22 protein-coding genes and 1 pseudogene are annotated in these 22,574 nt (G+C 65.9%); 15 read left to right on the top strand and 8 right to left on the bottom strand.

What is annotated here, in order from left to right; genetic code table 11:
* The first annotated feature begins 78 nt into the window (after positions 1 to 78).
* The gene (gene eno / locus WS66_RS18775) at positions 79 to 1,362 is read left to right on the top strand and encodes a phosphopyruvate hydratase (RefSeq protein WP_011885396.1); all 1,284 of its coding nucleotides are present in this window, start codon (positions 79 to 81) and stop codon (positions 1,360 to 1,362) included.
* A gap of 82 nt (positions 1,363 to 1,444) precedes the next feature.
* On the top strand, positions 1,445 to 1,870 hold the full coding sequence (gene ftsB, locus WS66_RS18780; RefSeq protein ID WP_059608395.1) for a cell division protein FtsB: 426 nt from the start codon (positions 1,445 to 1,447) through the stop codon (positions 1,868 to 1,870).
* A gap of 95 nt (positions 1,871 to 1,965) precedes the next feature.
* Here the strand turns inward: ftsB and WS66_RS18785 are convergent, their stop codons facing one another.
* The 3 genes from WS66_RS18785 to WS66_RS18795 form a co-directional block, all read right to left on the bottom strand.
* Positions 1,966 to 2,325, bottom strand: coding sequence for a hypothetical protein (locus WS66_RS18785; RefSeq protein WP_059608394.1), 360 nt, complete (start codon positions 2,323 to 2,325; stop codon positions 1,966 to 1,968).
* 138 nt (positions 2,326 to 2,463) lie between these two features.
* Positions 2,464 to 3,414, bottom strand: a complete 951-nt coding sequence (gene hslO / locus WS66_RS18790; protein ID WP_059608393.1) for an Hsp33 family molecular chaperone HslO — start codon at positions 3,412 to 3,414, stop codon at positions 2,464 to 2,466.
* 25 nt (positions 3,415 to 3,439) lie between these two features.
* Positions 3,440 to 3,964 (bottom strand): gamma carbonic anhydrase family protein, encoded by a 525-nt coding sequence (locus WS66_RS18795; protein WP_059608392.1) that lies wholly within the window; start codon positions 3,962 to 3,964, stop codon positions 3,440 to 3,442.
* A 130-nt stretch (positions 3,965 to 4,094) separates the two neighbouring features.
* On the opposite strand from WS66_RS18795, the gene WS66_RS18800 reads away from it, so the two are divergent.
* The 10 genes from WS66_RS18800 to WS66_RS18850 all read left to right on the top strand — a co-directional run bounded on the left by WS66_RS18800 (position 4,095) and on the right by WS66_RS18850 (position 13,181).
* Positions 4,095 to 4,952, top strand: a complete 858-nt coding sequence (locus WS66_RS18800; protein ID WP_059608391.1) for a ferritin-like domain-containing protein — start codon at positions 4,095 to 4,097, stop codon at positions 4,950 to 4,952.
* A 200-nt stretch (positions 4,953 to 5,152) separates the two neighbouring features.
* The gene (locus WS66_RS18810) at positions 5,153 to 6,043 is read left to right on the top strand and encodes an alpha/beta fold hydrolase (RefSeq protein ID WP_059608390.1); all 891 of its coding nucleotides are present in this window, start codon (positions 5,153 to 5,155) and stop codon (positions 6,041 to 6,043) included.
* Between the two features lie 83 nt (positions 6,044 to 6,126).
* Positions 6,127 to 6,957 (top strand): 3',5'-nucleoside bisphosphate phosphatase, encoded by an 831-nt coding sequence (locus WS66_RS18815; RefSeq protein WP_059608389.1) that lies wholly within the window; start codon positions 6,127 to 6,129, stop codon positions 6,955 to 6,957.
* A 72-nt stretch (positions 6,958 to 7,029) separates the two neighbouring features.
* Positions 7,030 to 7,662: an L-threonylcarbamoyladenylate synthase gene (locus WS66_RS18820; protein WP_059608388.1), complete on the top strand. Its 633-nt coding sequence runs from the start codon at positions 7,030 to 7,032 to the stop codon at positions 7,660 to 7,662.
* 45 nt (positions 7,663 to 7,707) lie between these two features.
* Complete coding sequence (locus WS66_RS18825) at positions 7,708 to 8,370, top strand: site-2 protease family protein (protein ID WP_059608387.1); 663 nt, start codon at positions 7,708 to 7,710, stop codon at positions 8,368 to 8,370.
* Between the two features lie 8 nt (positions 8,371 to 8,378).
* The gene (locus WS66_RS18830; RefSeq protein WP_044847993.1) at positions 8,379 to 9,581 is read left to right on the top strand and encodes a tryptophan--tRNA ligase; all 1,203 of its coding nucleotides are present in this window, start codon (positions 8,379 to 8,381) and stop codon (positions 9,579 to 9,581) included.
* A gap of 9 nt (positions 9,582 to 9,590) precedes the next feature.
* Entirely contained in the window at positions 9,591 to 10,193 is a 603-nt protein-coding gene (locus WS66_RS18835) for a class I SAM-dependent methyltransferase (protein ID WP_059608386.1), read from the top strand.
* 47 nt (positions 10,194 to 10,240) lie between these two features.
* Positions 10,241 to 11,143, top strand: coding sequence for a 4-hydroxy-tetrahydrodipicolinate synthase (gene dapA / locus WS66_RS18840; protein ID WP_059608385.1), 903 nt, complete (start codon positions 10,241 to 10,243; stop codon positions 11,141 to 11,143).
* Between the two features lie 111 nt (positions 11,144 to 11,254).
* Positions 11,255 to 12,400 (top strand): outer membrane protein assembly factor BamC, encoded by a 1,146-nt coding sequence (bamC, locus tag WS66_RS18845; RefSeq protein ID WP_059608384.1) that lies wholly within the window; start codon positions 11,255 to 11,257, stop codon positions 12,398 to 12,400.
* 4 nt (positions 12,401 to 12,404) lie between these two features.
* Positions 12,405 to 13,181, top strand: a complete 777-nt coding sequence (locus WS66_RS18850; protein WP_059608383.1) for an MBL fold metallo-hydrolase — start codon at positions 12,405 to 12,407, stop codon at positions 13,179 to 13,181.
* A gap of 319 nt (positions 13,182 to 13,500) precedes the next feature.
* Here the strand turns inward: WS66_RS18850 and WS66_RS34890 are convergent, their stop codons facing one another.
* Entirely contained in the window at positions 13,501 to 13,746 is a 246-nt protein-coding gene (locus tag WS66_RS34890; protein WP_011657350.1) for a hypothetical protein, read from the bottom strand.
* Between the two features lie 54 nt (positions 13,747 to 13,800).
* Complete coding sequence (locus tag WS66_RS18865) at positions 13,801 to 15,021, bottom strand: cupin domain-containing protein (RefSeq protein WP_059608382.1); 1,221 nt, start codon at positions 15,019 to 15,021, stop codon at positions 13,801 to 13,803.
* Between the two features lie 32 nt (positions 15,022 to 15,053).
* Between WS66_RS18865 and WS66_RS18870 the strand changes: the two genes are divergently transcribed.
* Positions 15,054 to 15,602, top strand: coding sequence for an FKBP-type peptidyl-prolyl cis-trans isomerase (locus tag WS66_RS18870; protein ID WP_059608381.1), 549 nt, complete (start codon positions 15,054 to 15,056; stop codon positions 15,600 to 15,602).
* Here WS66_RS18870 and WS66_RS18875 read toward each other — a convergent pair.
* The 3 genes from WS66_RS18875 to WS66_RS18885 all read right to left on the bottom strand — a co-directional run bounded on the left by WS66_RS18875 (position 15,582) and on the right by WS66_RS18885 (position 20,645).
* The gene (locus tag WS66_RS18875; protein ID WP_059608380.1) at positions 15,582 to 16,853 is read right to left on the bottom strand and encodes a hypothetical protein; all 1,272 of its coding nucleotides are present in this window, start codon (positions 16,851 to 16,853) and stop codon (positions 15,582 to 15,584) included. The two genes, WS66_RS18870 and WS66_RS18875, sit on opposite strands and share 21 nt — an antisense overlap.
* Entirely contained in the window at positions 16,834 to 19,491 is a 2,658-nt protein-coding gene (gene mutS, locus WS66_RS18880) for a DNA mismatch repair protein MutS (RefSeq protein WP_059608379.1), read from the bottom strand. Before mutS ends, WS66_RS18875 begins: the two co-directional genes overlap by 20 nt.
* 236 nt (positions 19,492 to 19,727) lie before the next feature.
* Positions 19,728 to 20,645, bottom strand: coding sequence for a LysR family transcriptional regulator (locus WS66_RS18885; RefSeq protein WP_059608378.1), 918 nt, complete (start codon positions 20,643 to 20,645; stop codon positions 19,728 to 19,730).
* A 141-nt stretch (positions 20,646 to 20,786) separates the two neighbouring features.
* On the opposite strand from WS66_RS18885, the gene WS66_RS18890 reads away from it, so the two are divergent.
* Both WS66_RS18890 and WS66_RS18900 read left to right on the top strand, forming a co-directional pair.
* Positions 20,787 to 21,551 carry an SDR family NAD(P)-dependent oxidoreductase gene (locus WS66_RS18890; RefSeq protein ID WP_059608377.1) on the top strand — a complete coding sequence of 255 codons (765 nt, stop codon included), beginning with the start codon at positions 20,787 to 20,789 and terminating at the stop codon, positions 21,549 to 21,551.
* A 625-nt stretch (positions 21,552 to 22,176) separates the two neighbouring features.
* Positions 22,177 to 22,524, top strand: a pseudogene (locus WS66_RS18900) (transporter substrate-binding domain-containing protein); the annotation flags it as partial.
* Positions 22,525 to 22,574 lie beyond the last annotated feature (50 nt).

The raw sequence follows: 22,574 nt of genomic DNA on the forward strand, positions 1-22,574 counted from the left end.
CGCGTCAGTAGCGAAAGCGGTTCAGGCGCGCGCGCCGTCGCAGTTTGAAGAATCCATCGTCATTCTCAGAGGAAACCCATGAGTGCAATCGTAGATATCATCGGCCGCGAGATTCTGGATTCGCGCGGCAACCCCACCGTCGAATGCGACGTGCTGCTCGAATCGGGCACGATGGGCCGCGCGGCGGTGCCGTCGGGCGCGTCCACCGGCTCGCGTGAAGCGATCGAACTGCGCGACGGCGAAGCCGGCCGCTACAACGGCAAGGGCGTGCTGAAGGCAGTCGAGCATATCAACACCGAAATCTCCGAAGCCATCATGGGCCTCGACGCGTCGGAACAGGCGTTCCTCGACAAGACGCTGCTCGAGCTGGACGGCACCGACAACAAGTCGCGCCTCGGCGCGAACGCGATGCTGGCCGTGTCGATGGCCGTCGCGAAGGCAGCCGCTGAAGAAGCCGGCCTGCCGCTGTACCGCTACTTCGGCGGCTCGGGCGCGATGCAACTGCCCGTCCCGATGATGAACATCGTCAACGGCGGCGCGCACGCGAACAACAGCCTCGACATCCAGGAATTCATGATCGTCCCGGTGAGCCAGCCGACGTTCCGTGAAGCTCTGCGTTGCGGCGCGGAAGTGTTCCACGCACTGAAGAAGATCCTGAGCGACCGCGGCATGAGCACGGCAGTCGGCGACGAAGGCGGCTTCGCGCCGAACTTCGGCAGCAACGACGAGTGCCTGTCGACGATCCTGCAGGCGATCGAGAAGGCCGGCTACCGTGCGGGCGAAGATGTGCTGCTCGCGCTCGACTGCGCGGCATCCGAGTTCTACCACGACGGCAAGTACCAGCTCGCGGGCGAAGGCCTGCAACTGTCGTCGGCCGAATTCACCGACTACCTCGCGACGCTCGCCGACAAGTTCCCGATCGTGTCGATCGAGGACGGCATGCACGAAGGCGACTGGGACGGCTGGAAGCTGTTGACCGAGCGCCTCGGCAAGAAGGTGCAGCTCGTCGGTGACGACCTGTTCGTCACGAACACGCGCATCCTGAAGGAAGGCATCGAGAAGGGTATCGCGAACTCGATCCTCATCAAGATCAACCAGATCGGTACGCTGACCGAAACGTTCGCGGCAATCGAAATGGCGAAGCGCGCGGGCTACACGGCCGTGATCTCGCACCGCTCGGGCGAAACGGAAGATTCGACGATCGCGGACATCGCGGTCGGCTTGAACGCCGGTCAGATCAAGACGGGTTCGCTGTCGCGCAGCGACCGCATCTCGAAGTACAACCAACTGCTGCGCATCGAGGAAGACCTCGGCGATATCGCGAGCTACCCGGGCAAATCGGCTTTCTATAACCTGCGCTAACGCGCTACTATCGGGTTCGTCATCTCGACGCCGCTCTGTGCATGTCGCGCGGAGCGGCGCTTCTTATATCTGCGTCTTCTACATGCGGCTTGTCACTGTCGTCCTGATTGCCTTGCTGGCGCTCATTCAGTACCCCCTATGGTGGGGACACGGCGGCTGGTTGCGGGTGCATGAATTGCGCCAGCAACTCGGCGATCAACTGCAGAAGAACGCGGACGAGAAGCTGCGCAATGAACGGATCGCGGGCGAAGTGCAGGATCTGCAGGGCGGTACCGCGGCCATCGAGGAGCGCGCGCGCTACGAGATGGGCATGGTGAAGGACGGCGAAGTATTCGTGCAGTTCGTGTCGCCGAATGCGCCGGCCGCGCCGCTGAACAACACGCCTTCGAGCATGTCGACGCGCGGTACCGTTTCCGCGGCGCCCGTGCGTGTTGTGCCGAACCCGCAGTCGATCGCGAAGCCGTCGCGGCATCATGGCGGCGAGAAGGGCAAGGCCGCGCATCACTGAGCGCGGGAGTCCGAACCATTGAAAAAGCGCGGGAAATGCCGCGCTTTTTTATTTCCTGTCAGTCGTCAATCGAATCGGTCGACGCGCGTCACGCATCACCACCACCAGCCCGGGTAACCGTAGCCATATCCGATGCCGGTGCCCCACCGGTTTCCCCAACCGCCGCCGTAATAGCCGCCGTAGACGGTCACGGGGGACGGCGAGTAATACGCCCACGCGCGCGCGGCGGCCTCCGCCGCCATCGCGTTGTTCTGCTCGCGCAGCACTTGCCGGTCGATCTCGTCGTAGCGTTTGCGCTCCGCACTCGACAGTGCGGGCGGCTGGCCGCCCGATGCGCCCGGTTCGGGCAGGCGGCTCAGGATCGTCGACGAAGGCGGCTGCACCGCGCAGCCGGCGAGGGCCAGTGTGCCGGCTGCGACACTGGTCAGGACGAGGGTGCGGAACGGGCGATTCATGTGTTTCTCCAGCAGCGCGCCGACAGCGGAAAGCGGTTTGTGCCGAAGGCGGACCTCCGGCGCCTGGGCCGTGCGTGCGACGCTCGTGCGTCATTATGCACCCGCGCCGCGCATGGCCGGCACGGGCGCGCCGCTCACTCAGTGACGCTGATCGGTCGCGGGCGTGATGCCGGTCGCGAGTTCCGGCGCGGCGAACAACTGCGCGACGTCGACGGGATCGAACTCGTAGCGCTGGTTGCAGAACTCGCAGTGGATCTCGACGTGACCGCGCTCGACGATCACGCTGTCGACTTCGTCGCGTCCGAGCATGCGCAGCATCGCGCCGACCTTCTCGCGCGAGCACGAGCACTGGAAGCGCGTACCGGCCGGGTCGAAGTGCTGCACGTTTTCCTGCCAGAAGAGCCGACGGAACACGACTTCTGGTTCGACCTCGAGCAATTCCTTCGCGGACAGCGTGCCGCCGAGCGTGCAGACGCGCTCCCACGTGTCGGCGTCGGTCTCGGCGTTGCGCGGCACGATGCCGCCGTCGCCCGGCAGCTTCTGCAGCAGCATGCCGACCGCGCGCTCGCGATCGGCCGCGAGCCACAGCCGCGTGTCGAGCTGCTCCGAGTGATGCATGTAATGCTCGAGCACTTGCGACACCGATTCGAGCGGACCGTCGACGCCGTTCAGCGGCACGATGCCCTGGTACGGCTGCTGGCCCGGCAGCTTCTCGGCCGGGTCGAGCGTGATCACGCATCGGCCGTGGCCGCTCGCGTTGACGAGCGACGCGAAGTGCGTGTCGTCGCCGATCGTCTGCGCGACGTCGCCGGCGAACTTGGCCGTGGCGCGCATCGACAGGTCCGAGCCGCACTGGACGACCAGCATCTGGACCGGCCCGTCGCCGAAGATCTGCATGATCAGGGTGCCGTGAAATTTCAGGTTCGCGGACAGCAGCGCACACGCAGCCATCATCTCGCCGAGCACCGTGCGCACCGGGGCAGGGTAGTCACGGCGGGAAAGCACCTCTTGCCACGTGTTGCGCAGCGACACGATCTCGCCGCGCACGGGTGCCGAATTGAACATGAATTTCTGTAACTGGTCGCTCACTCTTCTTCCTTGAAATCCGCGCGAATCAGCCGATCCGCACGAGTTGCTCCTTGAAATGCGCGCGTCGTTCGACGTACGTCTTCGCATTTGCGCGCAGCCGCGCGATGTCGTCTGCCGACAGCTCGCGCACGACTTTCGCCGGGGCGCCGAGAATCAGCGAGTTGTCCGGGAACGTCTTGCCTTCTGTCACGACCGCGCCGGCACCAACCAGACAGTTGCGGCCGATGACCGCTCCATTCAAGACCACCGCCTGAATCCCGATCAGCGAACCTTCCCCGATCGTGCATCCGTGCAGCATCGCCTGGTGCCCGATCGTCACGTTTTCGGCAATCGTCAGAGGAAATCCGGGGTCCGTATGCAGGACCGCGCCTTCCTGGACGTTGCTGCCGGCACCGACCGAGATCGTCTCGTTGTCGCCGCGAATCGTCGCACCGAACCATACGCTCGCGTTTTCCTCGAGCACGACCTTGCCGATGATGGCCGCCGTATCGGCGACGAATACGCTTTCGTGGATCGTCGGGGCCGTCTCGCCCAGTTTGTAGATCGTCACGGAGTCTCCTGGTCTCTTCGATGATGGGCGCCGGTAGAATGGCGCGTCTGGCGTGCCGGGTGCATTGCGTGACGGCACAAACGTACATTGTAAACCGTCGCGTGCATGCGCACTGGCGGTGCCCGGTTTGATGAACATGGAGCCTTCTTCTTTCATGGCTGCGCCACACTGCGTGCGTCGCGCCGCGCTGGACGCCCTGCGGATGTCCGAGCCGGCCGCGAAGGCCGCTCGGGTCCGCGCGCTGCATGACGCGCTGCTGGCCGGGCAGGCCACGACCGCACCGACGCTCGATCTGGACGAACCGACCGACCTGCCCGGCCGTCCGGCGCGCCCGCCACTCGTCGAGCCGCGCGAGCTCGAGCGCCGCAGCATGCGCTCGCCCGCGGGGCGCGCGGTGCTGCTGCACGCCCTCGCGCATATCGAATTCAACGCGATCAACCTCGCGCTCGACGCCGTGTGGCGCTTCGCCGGGATGCCCGACGCATTCTATGCGGACTGGCTGAAGGTCGCGGCCGAGGAGGCTCATCACTTCACGCTGTTGTCCGGGCGGCTCGCCGAGTTCGCGCATGCGTACGGGGATTTTCCCGCGCACAACGGGCTGTGGGAGATGTGCGAGCGGACCAAGGCCGATCCGCTCGCGCGGATGGCGCTCGTGCCGCGCACGCTCGAGGCGCGCGGACTCGACGCGTCGCCGCCGATCCGGGCGCGGCTCGTGCAGGCGGGCGACGATGCGTCCGCGGCGATCCTCGACGTGATCCTGCGCGACGAGATCGGCCACGTCGCGATCGGCAATCGCTGGTTCCGGTACCTGTGCGACGAGGCCGGCCGCGATCCGGTGCCGGCCTATCGCGAGCTCGCCGAGCAGTACCATGCGCCGCGGCTGCGCGGCCCGTTCAATTTCGACGCGCGCCGCACCGCGGGATTCGAGCAGGCGGAGCTGGACGAGCTCGCCGCGCAAGACGCGGCGGACGGCAACGCGGCCGGTTAGCACGTCCGGGCGCCGCCGGCTCCCGGCGGGCGGGCGAAGGCTGTCGCTGCGTCGGCCTCGCTCAGCGTCCGGCGGTATGTCCGCGGCGTCCGACAGGCCGATTCCGCGCGCCGTCGCTAGAGAGCTGCCTCGACTGCCAGGCGCCGGAATGGAGGCGTCATCGCTATAATCGAACGATCATTCTTTTTTTGGCGGCTGCAATGAGTGCATCGAGTTCTGTTTCCGATTTCGTCACGGTGCGCGGCGTCAAGCTGCATGTGCGGCGCTGGGGCCGGCCCGATGCGCCGACGCTGTTCATGCTGCATGGCTGGATGGACGTCGCGGCATCGTTCCAGTTCGTCGTCGACGCGCTCGCGGGCGACTGGCAGGTGATCGCGCCGGATGCACGCGGCTTCGGCCTGTCCGACTGGCCGGTCGCGAGGCAGGGCGGAGGTCATTACTGGTTCCACGAGTACCTGGGCGACCTCGATGCGCTCGTCGATCACTATGCACCCACCGGCGAAGTCAATCTGGTCGGGCACAGCATGGGGGCCAACGTCGTGTGCCTGTACGCGGGCGCGCGCCCGGAGCGCGTGCGGCGCGTGGTCGACCTCGAAGGGTTCGGGCTCGCCCCCGCGCAGGCCGAGCAGGCGCCGCGCCGGCTGCGCGGCTGGCTCGACGAGCTGCGCGAGCCGCCGGTGTTGCGGCCGTATGCGTCGCTCGACGACGTGGCGGCCCGGCTGATCAAGACCAATCCGCGGCTCGATCCGCACCGCGCCGCGTTCCTCGCCGCGCACTGGTCGAAGCGTGGCGATGACGGCCTCTACCACCTGCTGGCGGACCCCGCGCACAAGATGGCGGGCCCGCAGCTGTACCGGCTCGACGAGGTGATGGCCGTCTGGAAGCAGGTGCGCGCGAAGGTGCTGCACGTCGAGGCCGTCAATTCGCCGACGCTCGCGTATCTCGCCGGCGACATCCCGCTGCCGGAGTTCAAGGCGCGCTTCGGCGCGTTCCCCGACTGGCGCGAAAAGCTCGTCGAGGATGCCGGCCACATGGTTCATCACGACCAGCCGGAGCAGATCGCGGCGCTGATCGAGGCGTTCTGCGCGTAGGCGTGTGGCGGCAGCGGGGGAGGCAGGCGGGCGGCGCAATTGCCGCATTGCAGTAGAATGAAGCTTCACCTGCCATATCGACAATGAACGCTGATCTCCACTGCCATTCGAATGTTTCCGACGGGTTGCTGTCGCCTGCCGACGTCGCGCGCCGCGCCCATGCCGGCGGCGTGACCCTGTGGGCGCTGACCGACCACGACGAGATCGGCGGCCAGGCGGCGGCGCGCAGCGAGGCGGAGGCGCTGGGGATGCGCTACCTGAGCGGCGTCGAGATTTCGGTCACGTGGGCGTCGCGCACCGTGCACATCGTCGGGCTGAACATCGATCCGTCGAACCCGACGCTCGTCGACGGCCTCTACCGCACGCGCCACGGCCGCGCCGCCCGTGCGCGGGCGATTGCCGCGCAACTCGAGACGCTTGGCATTCCCGGCGCGTACGAAGGCGCGCTGAAGTACGTATCGAATCCCGACCTGATCTCGCGCACCCACTTCGCGCGCTTCCTGGTCGAGAACGGCCATGCCGAATCGACCTCCGATGTGTTCGACCGCCTGCTCGGCGACGGCAAGCCCGGGTTCGTCCCGCACCGCTGGGCGACGTTGTCCGACGCCGTTGCATGGATTCGCGCGGCGGGCGGCGAGGCCGTGGTCGCGCACCCGGGCCGCTACCGCTATACGCCGGTCGAATTCGATGCGTTTTTCGGTGAATTCATCGATCTCGGCGGCCGCGCGATCGAGGTCATTACGGGCAGCCACACCCCCGACCAGTACCGCGAATACGCAGACGTCGCGCGCCGCTTCGGCTTCGAGGTGTCGCGCGGCTCGGATTTCCATGCGCCGGGCGAGGGTCGCATCGAGCTCGGCAGCCTGCCGCCTTTGCCGCCCGACCTGAAACCGCTCTGGGAGCGCTGGCTCTGACGTACCGCGGCCGCTTGCCGCTGGCGCTGCCGCCGAGGCGCGCATCCGACTTCTCCCTCTTTACGTGTCCCCATGTCCCAGTTCTTCAGGATTCATCCGGATAATCCGCAGCCGCGCCTGATCAAGCAGGCCGCGGACATCGTCAGCAAGGGCGGCGTGATCGCGATGCCGACCGATTCGAGCTACGCGCTCGCGTGCCACCTCGATGACAAGGATGCAGTCGAGCGCGTGCGCCGCATCCGCGGCCTCGACGAGAAGCAGCACCTGTCGCTGCTCGTGCGCGACCTGTCGGAACTGGCCAACTTCGCGATGGTGGACAATCGTCAGTACCGGCAGATCAAGTCGGTGACGCCGGGCCCGTACGTGTTCATCCTGCAGGCGACGAAGGAAGTGCCGCGTCGTCTGTCGCACCCGTCGCGCAAGACGATCGGGCTGCGCGTGCCCGATCACGCGATCACGCTCGCGCTGCTCGAATCGCTCGGACAGCCGCTGCTTGGCACGACGCTGATCCTGCCGCCGGACGCCGAGCCGCTCAACGATCCCGACGACATCCGCGCGCGGCTCGAGAAGCAGGTCGATCTCGTGATCGACGGTGGTGCGTGTCCGCGCGAACCGTCGACGGTGATCGACCTGACGGGCGACGAGCCGCAGCTCGTGCGTGCCGGGCGCGGTGCGCTCGAACCGTTCGGGCTTTCGGCCGCGTAAGCGCCATTCATTTTTGCGCGAGTGCGCTTGTTACAATAACGCAATATGGACGCTTCCCTGATACAGACCATCGCCGTCTACGCGCTGCCCGTGATCTTCGCGATCACGTTGCACGAGGCCGCGCACGGCTATGCCGCGCGCCTGCTCGGCGACAACACCGCCTACATGATGGGGCGCGTGTCGTTCAACCCGATGCGCCACATCGATCCGCTCGGCACGATCGCGATCCCGCTCGCGATGTATTTCCTGACGGGCGGCGCGTTCCTGTTTGGCTATGCGAAGCCGGTGCCGGTATCGTTCGGCAACCTGCGCGATCCGCGCTGGGGCAGCCTGTGGGTGTCGCTGGCGGGCCCGGCCTGCAACTTCGTGCAGGCACTGATCTGGGGCGTGCTGACCATCGTGCTGCCCGCTGCCGGCATCGACGAGCCGTTCTTCACGCGGATGGCCTACGCAGGCGTCAGCGCGAACCTGGTGCTCGGCGTGCTGAACCTGTTTCCGCTGCCGCCGCTCGACGGCGGCCGCATCCTGGCGGCGCTGCTGCCGCCGAAGCAATCGATCGCGCTGTCGCGAATCGAGCCTTACGGTTTCATCATCGTCCTCGTGCTGGTCTCGACGGGCGTGCTGACGAACTTCTGGCTGCGGCCGCTCGTGAATGCCGCGGCCGGCGTGCTGAGCGCCATCCTGTCTCCCTTCGCCTCGCTTTTCTAACGACAATCATGTTCCCAGATCGTATTTTCTCCGGCATGCGACCCACCGGGTCGCTGCACCTCGGCCACTACCACGGCGTGCTGAAAAACTGGGTGAAGCTGCAGTCCGAGTACCCGTGCTTCTTCTGCGTGGTTGACTGGCATGCGCTGACGACGCACTACGAAACACCCGAGGTCATCGAGAAGAACGTGTGGGACGTGCTGATCGACTGGCTCGCGTCCGGTATCGATCCGGCACAGGCGACGCTGTTCATCCAGAGCAAGGTGCCCGAACATGCGGAACTCGCGTTGCTGCTCGGCATGAGCACGCCGCTCGGCTGGCTCGAACGCGTGCCGACCTACAAGGAGCAGATGGAGAAGCTGAAGGACAAGGACCTGTCGACCTACGGCTTCCTCGGCTACCCGGTGCTGATGGCGGCCGACATCCTGCTGTATCGCGGCTCGCTCGTGCCGGTCGGCGAGGATCAGGTGCCGCACGTCGAGATGACGCGCGAGATCGCGCGCCGCTTCAACTACTTGTACGGCCGCGAGCCGGGTTTCGAGGAGAAGGCGCTCGAAGCCGCGAAGAAGCTCGGCGGCAAGCGCGCGAAGCTTTATCACGAGCTGCGCAACGCGTACCAGCAGGAAGGCGACGACGAGGCGCTCGAACAGGCGCGCGCGATGCTGCAGGAATCGCAGAGCCTGTCGATGAGCGACCGCGAGCGCCTGTTCGGCTATCTCGAAGGCGCGCGCAAGATCATCCTGGTCGAGCCGCAGGCGCTTTTGACCGAAGCGTCCCGGATGCCGGGTCTCGACGGCCAGAAGATGTCGAAGTCGTACGGCAATACGATCGGCCTGCGCGAGGACGCGGAGACGATCACGAAGAAGGTCCGCACGATGCCGACCGATCCGGCACGCGTGCGCCGCACCGATCCGGGCGATCCGGACAAGTGCCCGGTGTGGCAGCTGCATCAGGTCTATACGGACGAAGCGACGCACCAGTGGGTGCAGAGCGGCTGCCGCTCGGCGGGCATCGGCTGCCTCGACTGCAAGCAGCCGGTGGTCGAAGGGATCCTGCGCGAACAGCAGCCGATGCTCGAGCGCGCACAGAAGTACATGGACGATCCGTCGCTGCTGCGCGCGATCGTCGCGGACGGCTGCGACAAGGCGCGCAAGCACGCGGTCGAGACGATGCGCGACGTGCGCGAGGCGATGGGCCTGTCGTACACCTGACCTGACGGCATGCGCGAACCTGTCATTGCCGCCGCGGGCGGCCACGTGGCCCAGACCGAACCGTCGCGCTGGGTCGCCCGCTGGTCGCGGCTCGTCCCGGCGAGCGGCACGGTGCTCGACGTCGCCGCGGGCGGTGGTCGCCATGCACGCTGGTTTGCGTCGCACGGGCATCCAGTCGTCGCGCTCGACCGCGATGCGGCCGCGCTGGCCGCATTGCGCGCGATTCCCGGTGTCGATGTGCGCGACGCCGATCTCGAGGGCGCGCCCTGGCCGCTGCCGGCCGGTGCGTCGTTCGCGGCGGTGATCGTCACCCATTATCTGCATCGCCCGCTCTGGCCCCGACTGCTCGATGCGGTGGCGCCGGGCGGCGTGCTGATCTACGAAACCTTCGCGCAAGGAAACGAAACGGTCGGCAAGCCGTCCAATCCTGCGTTCCTGCTCGCCCCGGGCGAGTTGCTGGACGCGGTGCGCGGCCGCCTGCGGGTGGTTGCGTACGAGGACGGATTTGTCGCCGCGCCGCGCGAGGCGTTCGTGCAGCGCATCTGCGCGGTACGCGAGGGCGCGACCCCGACAGCGGGGGCGGGAATTCCACGTTACGAACTGCCCGGCTAATCCGCTACAATCTCAACGTTTACCGGTACAACAATCAATCGCGTTTCATGGCTAACGGCACCCAAGACGGCATTCAAATCCGCGGCAGCATCCCCGCGATCGTCACCCCGATGCTCGAAGACGGCAGTCTTGACCTGCCGGCGTTTCGCAAACTGATCGACTGGCACATCGCGGAAGGCACCGACGCACTCGTCGTGGTCGGCACGAGCGGCGAGTCGGCAACGCTCAACGTCGAAGAGCACATCCTGATGATCCGCACGGCGGTCGAGCATGCGGCGAAGCGCATCCCGATCATCGCGGGCGCGGGCGGCAATTCGACTGCCGAAGCGATCGAACTGACGAAGCATGCGAAGGCCGTCGGCGCCGACGCGACGCTGCAGGTCGTGCCGTACTACAACAAGCCGACGCAGGAAGGGATGTACCGGCACTTCAAGATGATCGCCGAGGCGGTCGACCTGCCGGTGATTCTGTACAACGTGCCCGGCCGTACGGTCGCGGACATGGCGCACGAGACGACGCTGCGCCTCGCTCAGGTGCCGGGCATCATCGGTGTGAAGGACGCGACCGGCAACATCGATCGCGCCGCGCACCTGATCAAGGCCGCGCCGAAGCATTTCGCGATCTACAGCGGCGACGACCCGACCGCGATCGCGCTGATGCTGCTCGGCGGCCACGGCAACATCTCGGTGACGGCGAACGTCGCGCCGCGCGCGATGAGCGACCTGTGCCGTGCGGCGCTGGCCGGCGACGTCGCAACGGCGCGCGAGCTGCACATGAAGCTGCTGTCGCTGCACAAGAACCTGTTTGTCGAGGCGAACCCGATTCCGGTGAAGTGGGCGCTGCAGGCGATGGGCAAGATGCAGGGCGGCATCCGCCTGCCGCTCACGCCGCTCGACGAGCGCTGTCACGACGTCGTGCGTTCGGCCCTCGTCGAGGCCGGCGTCCTCTGATGCTCAGGCGGCCGCGTCCTGCGGCCGCCGGCTCGACCCCTCATCAACCCGCACCGGCCGGCTCCGTCCGGCGCCGCTCCTGACGAGCGTTCTAGCAAGACGAAGGATTTCATGAAACGTTTCGCCTTTTCCTCTCGCGCCATCCAGGTTTCGGTGGTGGCGCTGGCGCTGGGCGCGCTCGCCGGCTGCGATACGCTGAACGATTATCTGGCTCCTGACCGGGTCAACTACAAGAACACGGGTTCGGCGCCGCCGCTCGCGGTGCCGAGCGACCTGAAGCCGGTGCCGACGACCCAGCAATTCGTCGCGCCGCCGAGCAACGCTGGTCTCGGCACGCTGCCGCCGCGGGCGACGACGGCCGCCGGCAACGCGACCGACGGTGTCCCGAGCGCGCAGGATCCGCTCGGCATGCATATCGAGCGCGACGGCGACCGCCGCTGGCTCGTCGTGGACGGGCGCACGCCCGAGCAGCTGTGGCCGATCCTGAAGGAATTCTGGCAGGAGAATGGGTTTTCGCTGAAGACCGACGCACCGTCGACCGGCATCATGGCCACCGACTGGGCCGAGAACCGCGCGAACATTCCCGATGACTGGTTCCGCCGCACGATCGGCAAGGTCATCGACTTCGCGTACTCGTCGGGCACGCGCGACCGTTTCCGCACGCTCGTGAACCGCACGCCGGACGGCAACACCGACATCTCGATCACGCACAGCGCGATGGAGGAAATGATGGTCGGCCCGCAGGGCGGCACGTCGTCGCGCTGGGAAGAGCGTCCGCGCAATCCGGTGCTCGAGGCTGTGTTCCTGACGAAGCTGATGCAGAAGTTCGGCCTGAGCGACGCGCAGGCGAAGCGGCTGCTGACCGATGCGCGTCCCGCGACGGCGCCGGCGCAAGTGAGCGATACGAGCAGCGGTGCCGCAACGCTGCAACTGGCGGAATCGTTCGACCGTGCGTGGCTGCGCGTCGGTCTCGCGCTCGACCGCACCAACTTCGCGGTCGACAATCGCGACCGCGAGAAGGGCCTGTACACGGTCCGTTACGCGAACACGATGGAAGAGCTCAAGCGTGACGGGCTGTTCGGCAAGCTGTTTTACGGCGGCCCGTCGGCGGCGAAGCCGGGCAAGGAATACCTGGTCAACGTGCGCGCGCAGGGCAGTGGCGGCACGCAGGTCGCGGTGGTCGACGCGACCGGCAAGGTCGACAACTCGTCGGACGCGCAGCGGATCATTTCGCTGCTGCACGCCCAGTTGAACTGATCGCGTGCGCTTCGCCAGCCTCGGTAGCGGCAGCGAAGGCAACGCGCTGGTCGTCGAGGTCGCAAGCGGCACGACGACCACCCGCGTGCTGCTCGACTGCGGTTTTTCAGCGAAGGAGGTCGAGCGCCGCCTCGGCCGCCTGAATCTCGGCATCGACGATCTCGATGCGATCCTCATCACCCACGAACACAGTGACCACGTCGGCAGCGCGCTGACGCTCGCGCGGCGCGGGTCGCTGCCGCTCTACATGAGCTGGGGCACGGCACGCGCGGTGGGCGCGGACGAAGCCGATGTCGATCTCCACGTGTTGTGGGGCGACGAGACAGCTGCGATTCGCGATCTGGCCGTGATGCCATACACGGTGCCCCATGACGCGCGGGAACCGCTCCAGTTCGTCTTCATGGACGGTTGCCGCCGGCTCGGCGTGCTGACCGACGTCGGGATGGCCACGCCGCATATCACGGCCGTTCTGAGCGGTTGTGACGCGCTGGTGCTCGAATCCAACCACGATACCGAGATGCTCGCCGGGAGCCGCTATCCGCAGTCGCTGAAGGCGCGGATCGGTGGCAATCACGGCCACCTGAGCAACGCCGCCGCCGCGGGCATCCTCGCATCGCTCGAACGCAGTCGCCTCCAGCACCTCGTCGCGGCGCACCTGAGCCAGCAGAACAACCGGCCCGAGCTGGCCCGCCAGGCATTGGCCGGCGTGCTGGGAACGGACGGGGAGGAAGTGGTCGTGGCCACGCAGGACGCGGGCTTCGACTGGCTGACGCTCGGCTGAGCAGGCGCAGGATCGGACGCCCGGGACGGCTCTTGGCCGGTCCTGCCGCCGGATACGATGCGCGCAACCGACAGACGTAAAAAAACCGGCCCGAAGGGCCGGTTTTTTTTCAGCTGATGCTGAGGCTTACTGGCTTGCGCCCGAAGCCGGAGCAGCCGTCGCTGCCGAAGCAGCCGACGCCACAGCAGCAGCTGCGTCGCTCGCAGCAGCCGTAGCCGACGAAGCAGCAGCAGCTGCGTCGCTCGCAGCACCAGCAACTGCCGAAGCAGCCGACGAAGCAGCAGCCGATGCGTCGCTAGCAGCCGACGAAGCAGCTTGATCAGCGCTCTTGTTGCAAGCAGCCAGTGCAACAGCAGCCAACAGGGAAGCTACGAGGAGGGATTTCTTCATGATCACGTCCTTTTATGGTTAAAGGTAAGCAACAGCGCGAAACAATACCGGTAATGTGCTCCAACACCGACCTGGGCCGCTGGTGGAGACGCACTTCTAGAGCGTGAATCTTCCCTACGGCTTGGGCGGAAATTATATGCACTTTCCTATCGACCGTCGACAAATGCGGGGTCAATACGTTGTCTTTCCCATACAGAATTTGACCTGCACGGGCATACGGGGCGGCTCACTAAATCCGGTTTCCGACCCGTATCCAGCCCGCACAATACCACTCGTGCAGCAAGGCTGTCATTGAGGGAACCCGGGATAGTGTTACAAACCGTTTCGCCTCCATGTGGCGCAGATTGGCCAGTTCGGGCAGCCATTCGCCGGCCTGCTCGAGCGATTCTTCCTCGCCATTAATGAAGTACGAGCGCGCGTTATACATCAATGCGGCCCGTCTGTCGAGATACACGCCCCGGCGCGACGCCTGCGTGACGAACGCGGCCTCGGACAGCGGGCGCGCCGGCGGCTCGAATACGACGTTCGATTTGGGTTCGCTCAGGTAGCAACCGAGGAATTCGGCGACGTCACGCTTGCGCCAGCGGATCGCATCGACGATCTCGGCGACGCGCTCGACCATCGCCGGCGGCAGTTGCGCCGGGGTGTCGACCGCGGGCTGCTTCGGGTCGCGGTAAAGCGCGTCGCCACGCTCGTCGCGCAGGCCGCCGCGTTCCGCGAGGTAATACAGGAATTGCGCGCCCAGCTCCCCGGCGGACGGCGCCCGAAAGCCGATCGAGCAGGTCATGCATTCGCCTTCGGCCACGCCGTCGTGCGCGATGTGCGGCGGCAGGTACAGCATGTCGCCCGGCTCCAGCACCCACTCGTCGCTCGGCTCAAAATGCTCGAGGATCTTCAACGGGACGTCCGGCTGCAGCGACAGGTCCTTCTGCGCACCGATGCGCCAACGGCGCCGGCCCTCGACTTGTAGCAGGAATACGTCGTACGAGTCGAAGTGCGGGCCGACGCCGCCTCCGTCGGTCGCGTACGAAATCATCAGGTCGTCGAGGCGTGCGTCCGGGATGAAGCGGAAGCGGTCGAGCAGCGCGCGTGCCGCGTCCACGTGCAGGTCGAGCCCCTGCACGAGCAAGGACCAGGACTTTCGCGAAACGGCAGGCAGCGCGCCCGGCTCGAAGGGACCGTGGGCCAGTTGCCACTTGTTACGAAAATGGGTGATCAGTCGCGATTCGGCGTCATAGTCGGCTGCCAGCTCGAGCAGTGCGTCGCGCGTCACCGGCGGCTTCACGCCGGGGATCGCCTGGCGGATCAGCAGCGGCTTCTTCTGCCAGTAGCGGCGCATGAATTGCGCCGGCGAGAGGCCGCCGAGCAGTGGTGTGGGAAGATCGGAAGGCGGCGCGCCGAGCGGGGCGGCAGCGGCATCCCGCGGTTCGGCTTGAGACCGGTTGCGCATCGTATAATGAGACTTGTATTTGGGAGAATTGGATGAAAATCGCAAAAAACACCGTCGTGTCGGTCGCTTACAAGCTGTCGGATGCGCAAGGCAATCTGATCGAGGAAAGCGACGAGCCGATGGTTTATCTGCACGGCGGCTATGATGGCACGTTCCCCAAGATCGAGGAACAGCTCGACGGCCAGGAGCCCGGTTACCAGGCGCAGATTCAGCTCGAGCCGCAGGACGCGTTCGGCGACTACGATCCCGAACTCGTGAAGATCGAGCCGCGCGATCGTTTTCCCGAGCCGATCGAAGTGGGCATGCAGTTCGAAGGCACGCCGGAAGACGGCGACGAGGAAGTGGATTCGCTGATCTACACGGTCACGGACATCGCCGAGGACAAGGTCGTGCTCGACGGCAACCACCCGCTTGCGGGCATGGCGCTGCGTTTCGCACTGACGGTCAAGGACGTTCGCGAAGCGACCGAAGACGAGATCGAGCATGAGCACGCGCATGGCGCGGAAGGCCTCGAAATCGTCGACGAGGACGAAGACGAGGACGAGGAAGGCGACGCACCGTCAGGGCGTACCCTGCACTGAGCTGGCAGGCAGGCCGGGCGCCGGCCCTGAAGCAGGGCGCGGCGCGGGCCACGAAGCGCCGTCCGGTGTCGTGCCGTCGCCTTGAAGCGGCGGCGCGACCGACGACGAGTCGGGCAATGCCGGCAAGGCCGGGATCTCCGGCATCTGCGGCAGCGGGACGTTATCGCGCGGCACGACCGGCAGCGCGGGCGGGGTCGGCAGATTCTTCGGGACGTCCTGCACGCTCACGTTGAAGATCGTCTGCCGTGCCGGTGACACGTTGACCTTCACCCACTGACTCGCCGGATGACGCGGTCCGATCGCGACACGCGTCACATTTCCCACCAGCACGCCGTTGTCCGCATGCAGCGGGCGATCGATCAGGAAGCCGTTCGCAAGCGGCTCGCTGCTCGCGTGCACCACCAGGATCGGGCCGCGGAATACCGCCGCCGCCTTCACCAGTGTTCGTTTCAGTTCACGAAAACCGTCGCGGACGCGCGGCCGGTTGAAACGCAACCACGCAAAGCGTTCGGCACGCTCATAGCGATCGAACTGCGGATCGCCTTCGAAAATCACCACGATCGCGCGCGCTTCGTGCCGCTTCGCATATTCGGCCGCGTGGTCGATCCAGAAGCCGTTCGCGATGATGCGGTCCTCGAATTCGCCGTTCCGCCCGCCGGCCGTCAGATAGTGGTTGTTCGGTGCCGGTGCGTTCAGCGCGACGTAGACGACATCGTCATGCAGCCAGCGCGCGTTTTCGCGATAGGGCCGGAATCGGGCGACTTCACTTTCGCGCGTGATCTGCAGCGCGCCGGGGTCGGGCAGTGCCGCGTCGGCCAGCAGCGTCTGACGCAGGAAGTCCAGACGTTCGACCGGGTCGTAGTTGCCGCCGGCCGCCGTGTTGCAGGTTACCCAGTCGTCGTGGCCGGGAATGAACACGAGCGGCACGCGAGATGCGTCGAGGATCGCGCCGCGCTGCGTATACAGCGAGTCGCGGCACGCTTCCTTTGCGCCCTTGATGTTGCCCGCATAGACGACGAAGGCCAGATTGCGCTCGCGCGCGATCGATTCGAACAGCCGTTGCGCGGCTGGCTCGTCGGCCGGCGTATCGATGACGCCCGACACGACCGCGAACGAGTAGGGGGCGGCGGCACGTTTGGGCGGCGCGGCCAGCGCGCCGGCCTGCGCCAGCGCGAGCACCGCCGCGGCCAGCCCAGCGGTGGCGCGGGCCGGCCAACCCGACGGGGTGCGCTTATGCGTGCCCGTCGGCATCGTGCGAGCGGACGAGCGTGCGTAGTTCGTACAGCAGGTCGAGCGCGTCGCGCGGCTTGAGGTCGTCGGGATCGATGTCGCGCAGCCGTTCGAGTGCCGGATGCGGGATGTTGGACGGTGGAGGCGCATCCGCGCATTCGAGTTCGTCGGTCACGGCGGGCGGCGCGCTGAACAGGTCGAGCTGCGGCGTATGCTGCGTGGCCGACTGTTGTTCGAGATACGCGAGATGCTTGCGCGCGGCGCGGATCACCGGTGCCGGCACGCCCGCGAGTTGTGCAACCTGCAGCCCGTAGCTCTGGTTCGCCGGGCCTTCGTTGACCGCGTGCAGGAACACGATGCCGTGACCGTGCTCTACGGCCGACAGGTGGACGTTGGCGGCTTGGGGGAATTCGGCGGGCAGTTGCGTCAACTCGAAGTAATGCGTCGCGAACAGCGTGTAGCAGCCGTTTTGCGCCAGCAGATGACGTGCGATGGCCCATGCGAGCGCGAGGCCGTCGAACGTCGACGTGCCGCGGCCGATTTCGTCCATCAGCACGAGGCTCTGCGGTGTCGCGTCGTTCAGGATCGCAGCCGCTTCGGTCATCTCGACCATGAAGGTCGAGCGGCCGCCGGCGAGGTCGTCCGCCGCGCCGATTCGCGTGAATATCCGGTCGATCGGGCCGAAGCAGGCCGACTTCGCCGGCACGTAGCTGCCGACGTATGCCATCAGCGCGATCAGCGCCGTCTGCCGCATGAAGGTCGACTTACCGCCCATGTTCGGGCCGGTGATCAGCAGCAGTTTGCGCTCGGCGCCGAACCGGCAGTCGTTTGCGATGAACTGCTCGACCTGCGCTTCGACGACGGGGTGACGCCCCTGTTCGATTTCGATGCCGATTTCGTCGGTGAAGGCGGGTGCGACCCAGTCGAGCGTGCGGGCGCGCTCGGCGAACGCGGCGAGCACGTCGAGCTCCGCGAGCGCCGACGCGACGCGCTGACACTCGGCAATGAACGGCAGCAGTGCCTGCAGCACGCCGTCGTACAGCGCGCGCTCGCGGGCCAGTGCGCGTTCCTGCGCGGACAGCGCCTTGTCCTCGAAAGTCTTTAGTTCGGGCGTGATGTAGCGCTCGGCATTCTTCAGCGTCTGGCGGCGGCGATAGTCGTCGGGCACCTTGTCGGTCTGGCCGCGCGTGACCTCGATGTAGAAGCCGTGCACCTTGTTGTATTCGACGCGCAGGTTCGCGATCCCCGTGCGGGTACGCTCACGCGCCTCGAGATCGATCAGGAACTGCCCGCAGTTCTCGGAGATGTCGCGCAGCTCGTCGAGCTCCGCATCGTAGCCGCGCGCGATCACGCCGCCGTCGCGCACCATTGCGGCAGGCTCTGGGGCGATCGCGCTCGTCAGCAGGTCGAGACATTCGGCGGGCGGCTCGAGCGCCGCGTCGATGCGCGTGAGCGCATCCGCATTCGCGACGATCGCGCCGATGCGTTCGCGCAGCGCGGGCAGCGCGGCGAACGTGTCGCGCAGGCTCGACAGATCGCGCGGGCGCGCGGACAGCAGCGCGAGACGCCCGGTGATCCGTTCGACGTCCGCAATCTGGCGCAGTGCGGTTCGCAGGGCGTCGAGGCTCGCGTTCACGGGCGCTTCGAGCAGTGCGCCGATCGCTTGCTGGCGTGACTGTGCGGCGACGGACGCGCGCGGCGGGTGATGCAGCCAGTGACGCAGCAGGCGGCTGCCCATCGTCGTGCAGCATGTGTCGAGCAGTGAGTACAGCGTTGGCGATTCGGTGCCGCGCAGCGTTTCGGTCAGTTCGAGGTTGCGGCGCGTTGCCGGATCGAGCCCGATGTATTCGGTTTCGTTCTCGACCTTCAGGCTGCGCACGTGACGCAGCTGCTGACCCTGCGTGGCGGCCGCGTACAGCAGCAGTGCGCCGGCAGCTCCGCATGCGCTCGTCAGCGAATGCGCGCCGAAGCCGTCGAGGCCCGCGACGTCGAGCTGGTCGCACAGGCGCTGCGTGCCCGACGCGATATCGAAATGCCATGCCGGCACGCGCTTGATCGCACCGGCGCCGGCGGGCACGGCGTCGGTCGCGCCGTCCGCCGTGAGGATCTCTGCCGGCCGGATGCGTTCGAGCGCGGCGCCGAGCTGCTCGGGTTCGATTTCGGCGAGCCGTAGCGCGCCGCTTGCGAGGTTCAGCCACGCGAGGCCGATGTTGACCGCCACGCCACGCTTGTTGTGGCCCGCGCACATCGCGAGCAAGTAGACGTCGTTCTTGTCGGACAGCAGCGCCGCGTCGGTCAGCGTGCCGGGCGTGACGACGCGCACGACCTTGCGCTCGACCGGCCCCTTCGACGTCGCAGGGTCGCCGATCTGCTCGCAGATCGCGACCGATTCGCCCATCTTCACGAGCTTCGCCAGATACTGTTCGACCGCGTGATGCGGGACGCCGGCCATCTTGATCGGCGTGCCGGCCGATGCGCCGCGCTGCGTGAGGGTTAGATCGAGCAGACGCGCCGCTTTCTCCGCATCCTCGAAGAACAGTTCGTAGAAGTCGCCCATCCGGTAGAAGACGAGCGTGTCGGGGTGATCGGCCTTGATGCGCAGGTACTGCTGCATCATTGGCGTGACGGTTGCAGGTGCGGCCGTGGGGGGCGTGCTCATGTGATCGGGAAAAGTTGCTTTGGTTGCCCAAGTTTACCAGCGGCCCGAACCGGACACCTCGAAGTTCGCCATTCGGCCAGTTGTCGCCGATAACCTTTGACATGATGTCGTCCAGTGAGTGGGAAGGACGATACGGGGCGCGCGATATTTGCGAAATGGAATTGCTTGAGATCCATCATTGCGGCAATGCAATGATGCTCGGCCATCCAGAGTGTGGGCTCATCCTCGCCACTGCGTTACTTCGGCCATCGCCATGACGGCTCCGAGAGATGCTCCGCAAAATAATCGGACAGCACCGCCACCTTCGCCGGACGTGCACGCGCCGATGGCGTGACGAAGTAAAGGCCGCCCTTCGTCAGCGACCAGTCGGTGAGGATCGCCTCAAGGCGGCCATCGGCCAGATATTCGGCGGCGATGAATTCGGGCAACTCGGCAATTGCGAGGCCGTCGAGCAGCGTGGGCAGCAGCGCATCGGAATTCGTCACGCGCAACGGGCCGGTCGGCTTGACCGGCTCCTCCTCGCCTGCAGCGTTCGTGAAGCGCCACAAATCGCTGCGCGCGCGATATGCGTATGAAAGGCATGGCCGGTCCGCCAGCTCGCGCGGATGCGCGGGCCGCCCTTCGCGCTTCAGGTACGCGGGCGACGCCACCACGAATTGTGTGACCGGGCACAGGCGTCGTGCCACCAGCGACGAATCAGGCAGCGCGGCAATGCGCAGTGCGGCGTCAAACCCATCGGCAACCAGATCGACTGACGCATCCGAAAGATGCAGGTCGATCGACACCTCCGGATACGCGCGAAAGAACGCGGGCAGCAGCGGCGCGACCCAGCGCAGCCCGAACGACATCGGTACAGCCAGGCGCACCAGTCCGCGCGGCTGCACCGACATCTCGCGCGCGGCGCTTTCTGCTTCTTCGGCCTGACGGTAGATCTCCCCGGCCTTATCGCAGATCGTCCGGCCGAACTCGGTGAGCGAGAGTTGGCGCGACGTGCGGTTGAAGAGCCGCGCACCCAACCGGTCTTCGAGACGGGCGACGCCCCGCGAGACCGTCGCCACCGACACGCCCATCGCGCGCGCCGCGGCCGCGAACGATCCTTCCTCCGCGACCTTCGCGAACATAGCAAGTCCTTCGAAATCAGGCAGCTTCGCCATTTCCCCTCATCTTTTCATTTTTGCAACGTTTGATTGCAATCAATTCTATTTCGATAAGCCTTGGGCGTCGATATTCTCCTCACATCGCAGCACGAAACACCGAACGCAGTCATCCACTTACCGAACGAAAGGAGAAGCACCATGGCACGCAAGCTCGACAACAAGATTGCACTCGTTACCGGCGCAACCAGCGGCATCGGCCTCGCCACCGCACAGCGTTTCGCGGCAGAAGGCGCGCACGTCTACCTCACCGGCCGCCGTCAGGCTGAACTAGATGCCGCAGTGAAGGGCATCCGCGAAGCGGGCGGCAACGCGACGGGGGTACGTGTCGATTCCACAAAGCTGGGTGAGCTCGACGCGCTGTATGCGCAGATCAAGGAAGAACAGGGGCGTCTCGACGTGCTGTTCGCCAACGCCGGCGGCGGTTCGATGCTGCCGCTTGGCAGCATCACCGAAGAACACTACGACGACACCTTCGATCGCAATGTGAAGGGCGTGCTCTTCACGGTGCAAAAAGCGTTGCCGCTGCTCGCCGAGGGGGCGTCGGTGATTCTTACCGGTTCAACGGCAGGCAGCGCGGGCACGGCCGCATTCAGCGTGTATTCGGCTTCGAAAGCCGCGGTGCGCGCCTTCGTACGCAGCTGGATTCTCGATCTGAAGGATCGCCGCGTCCGGGTTAATACAATCAGCCCGGGCGCGACGCGCACGCCCGGCTTGCTCGACCTCGCCGGTGACGATGCAGTCCAACGCCAGGGTCTTGCCGATTACCTGGCTGCCCAGATCCCGATGGGGCGCCTCGGCGAGCCCGGAGAGATCGCAAGCGCTGCGTTGTTCCTTGCGTCGGACGACGCGAGCTTCGTGAACGGCATCGAGCTGTTCGTCGATGGCGGGCAGCAGCAGATCTAAGCGCCTGCTGGATGTCTGTGATCGGTGGGTAACGGTCGATCCTCGAAAGAGCCAGCGTAGGTCGTCGCGTAGGTTCGTGCGCCGAGCCTTATCAGGTAAGGCGCAGATACTGCTGCATGATTGGCGTGTGGCCTTCAAAGGCCTCGGGCGACAGCGTGGTCATAGATCCGGCATGAAGTTGTTGCTTGAGTTGCCCAGGTTTGCCAGCGGCTTTGACGAATACGGTCGAAGTTGGCCGATAGGCCAGCTGATCGCGCGATACGACTCCGTGTCCGGCAACAATTCTGGCTCGTGCGGCTTGGCCGGTCGGATGGTCCCAAGGGATAGCGCCGGCGCTTGTCTTGCCGGCATGACGCTTATCGATCAGCCAAGGCGGGCAGGCGGCCTGTCGACCAACCGGATCTCGATACGGGTTGTGGCGTCGTGCTGAAACTCCGTCCCGGCACGTGTTCCGAGGCCGCTGCGCCGTTGACCTGAGTCAATCGGGGGCGATCGACTCCGCTTAAAGTGAATTCACGTCGGAATTGATTGACGCGCGGCAAGGGATACGACGTGCGGTCCGCTACTGACGGGGCCGGCTCGGCAAATCGAGCTTCTGCAGGGAAGACGTCGTGAAAGAGGCATCATGAGATCCCCGTCCTTTGCCATGCTTGCCGCATTATTCGCGGGGTGTGCCGCGTCGATGACCGCCAATGCGCAGACGTTGGACAAAATCTCCCGGTCCAATCAAATCGTTGTTTCGTACAGGGAAGCCGCCGTGCCGTTCAGCTATCTGCTGACACCGCATAAAGCCGTCGGCTTTTCGATGGACGTAACGGAAGCAATCGTCGACGACGTTCGCAAGGTACTTCGCAGACCGGATCTGAAGGTCGCTTACGTGCCGGTCACCGGTCAAAATCGAATTCCGCTGCTCGTCAATGGCACCTACGATCTGGAGTGCGGGTCGACGACAGAGGTGGCCGCGCAAAATCGGACAGCGGGATAAGTGGAACGGCCGGGGCCTGAGCCAGCGATAATGCAGGC

The sequence above is a fragment of the Burkholderia sp. LA-2-3-30-S1-D2 genome (assembly GCF_001523915.2).
GTDB lineage: Bacteria > Pseudomonadota > Gammaproteobacteria > Burkholderiales > Burkholderiaceae > Burkholderia > Burkholderia diffusa.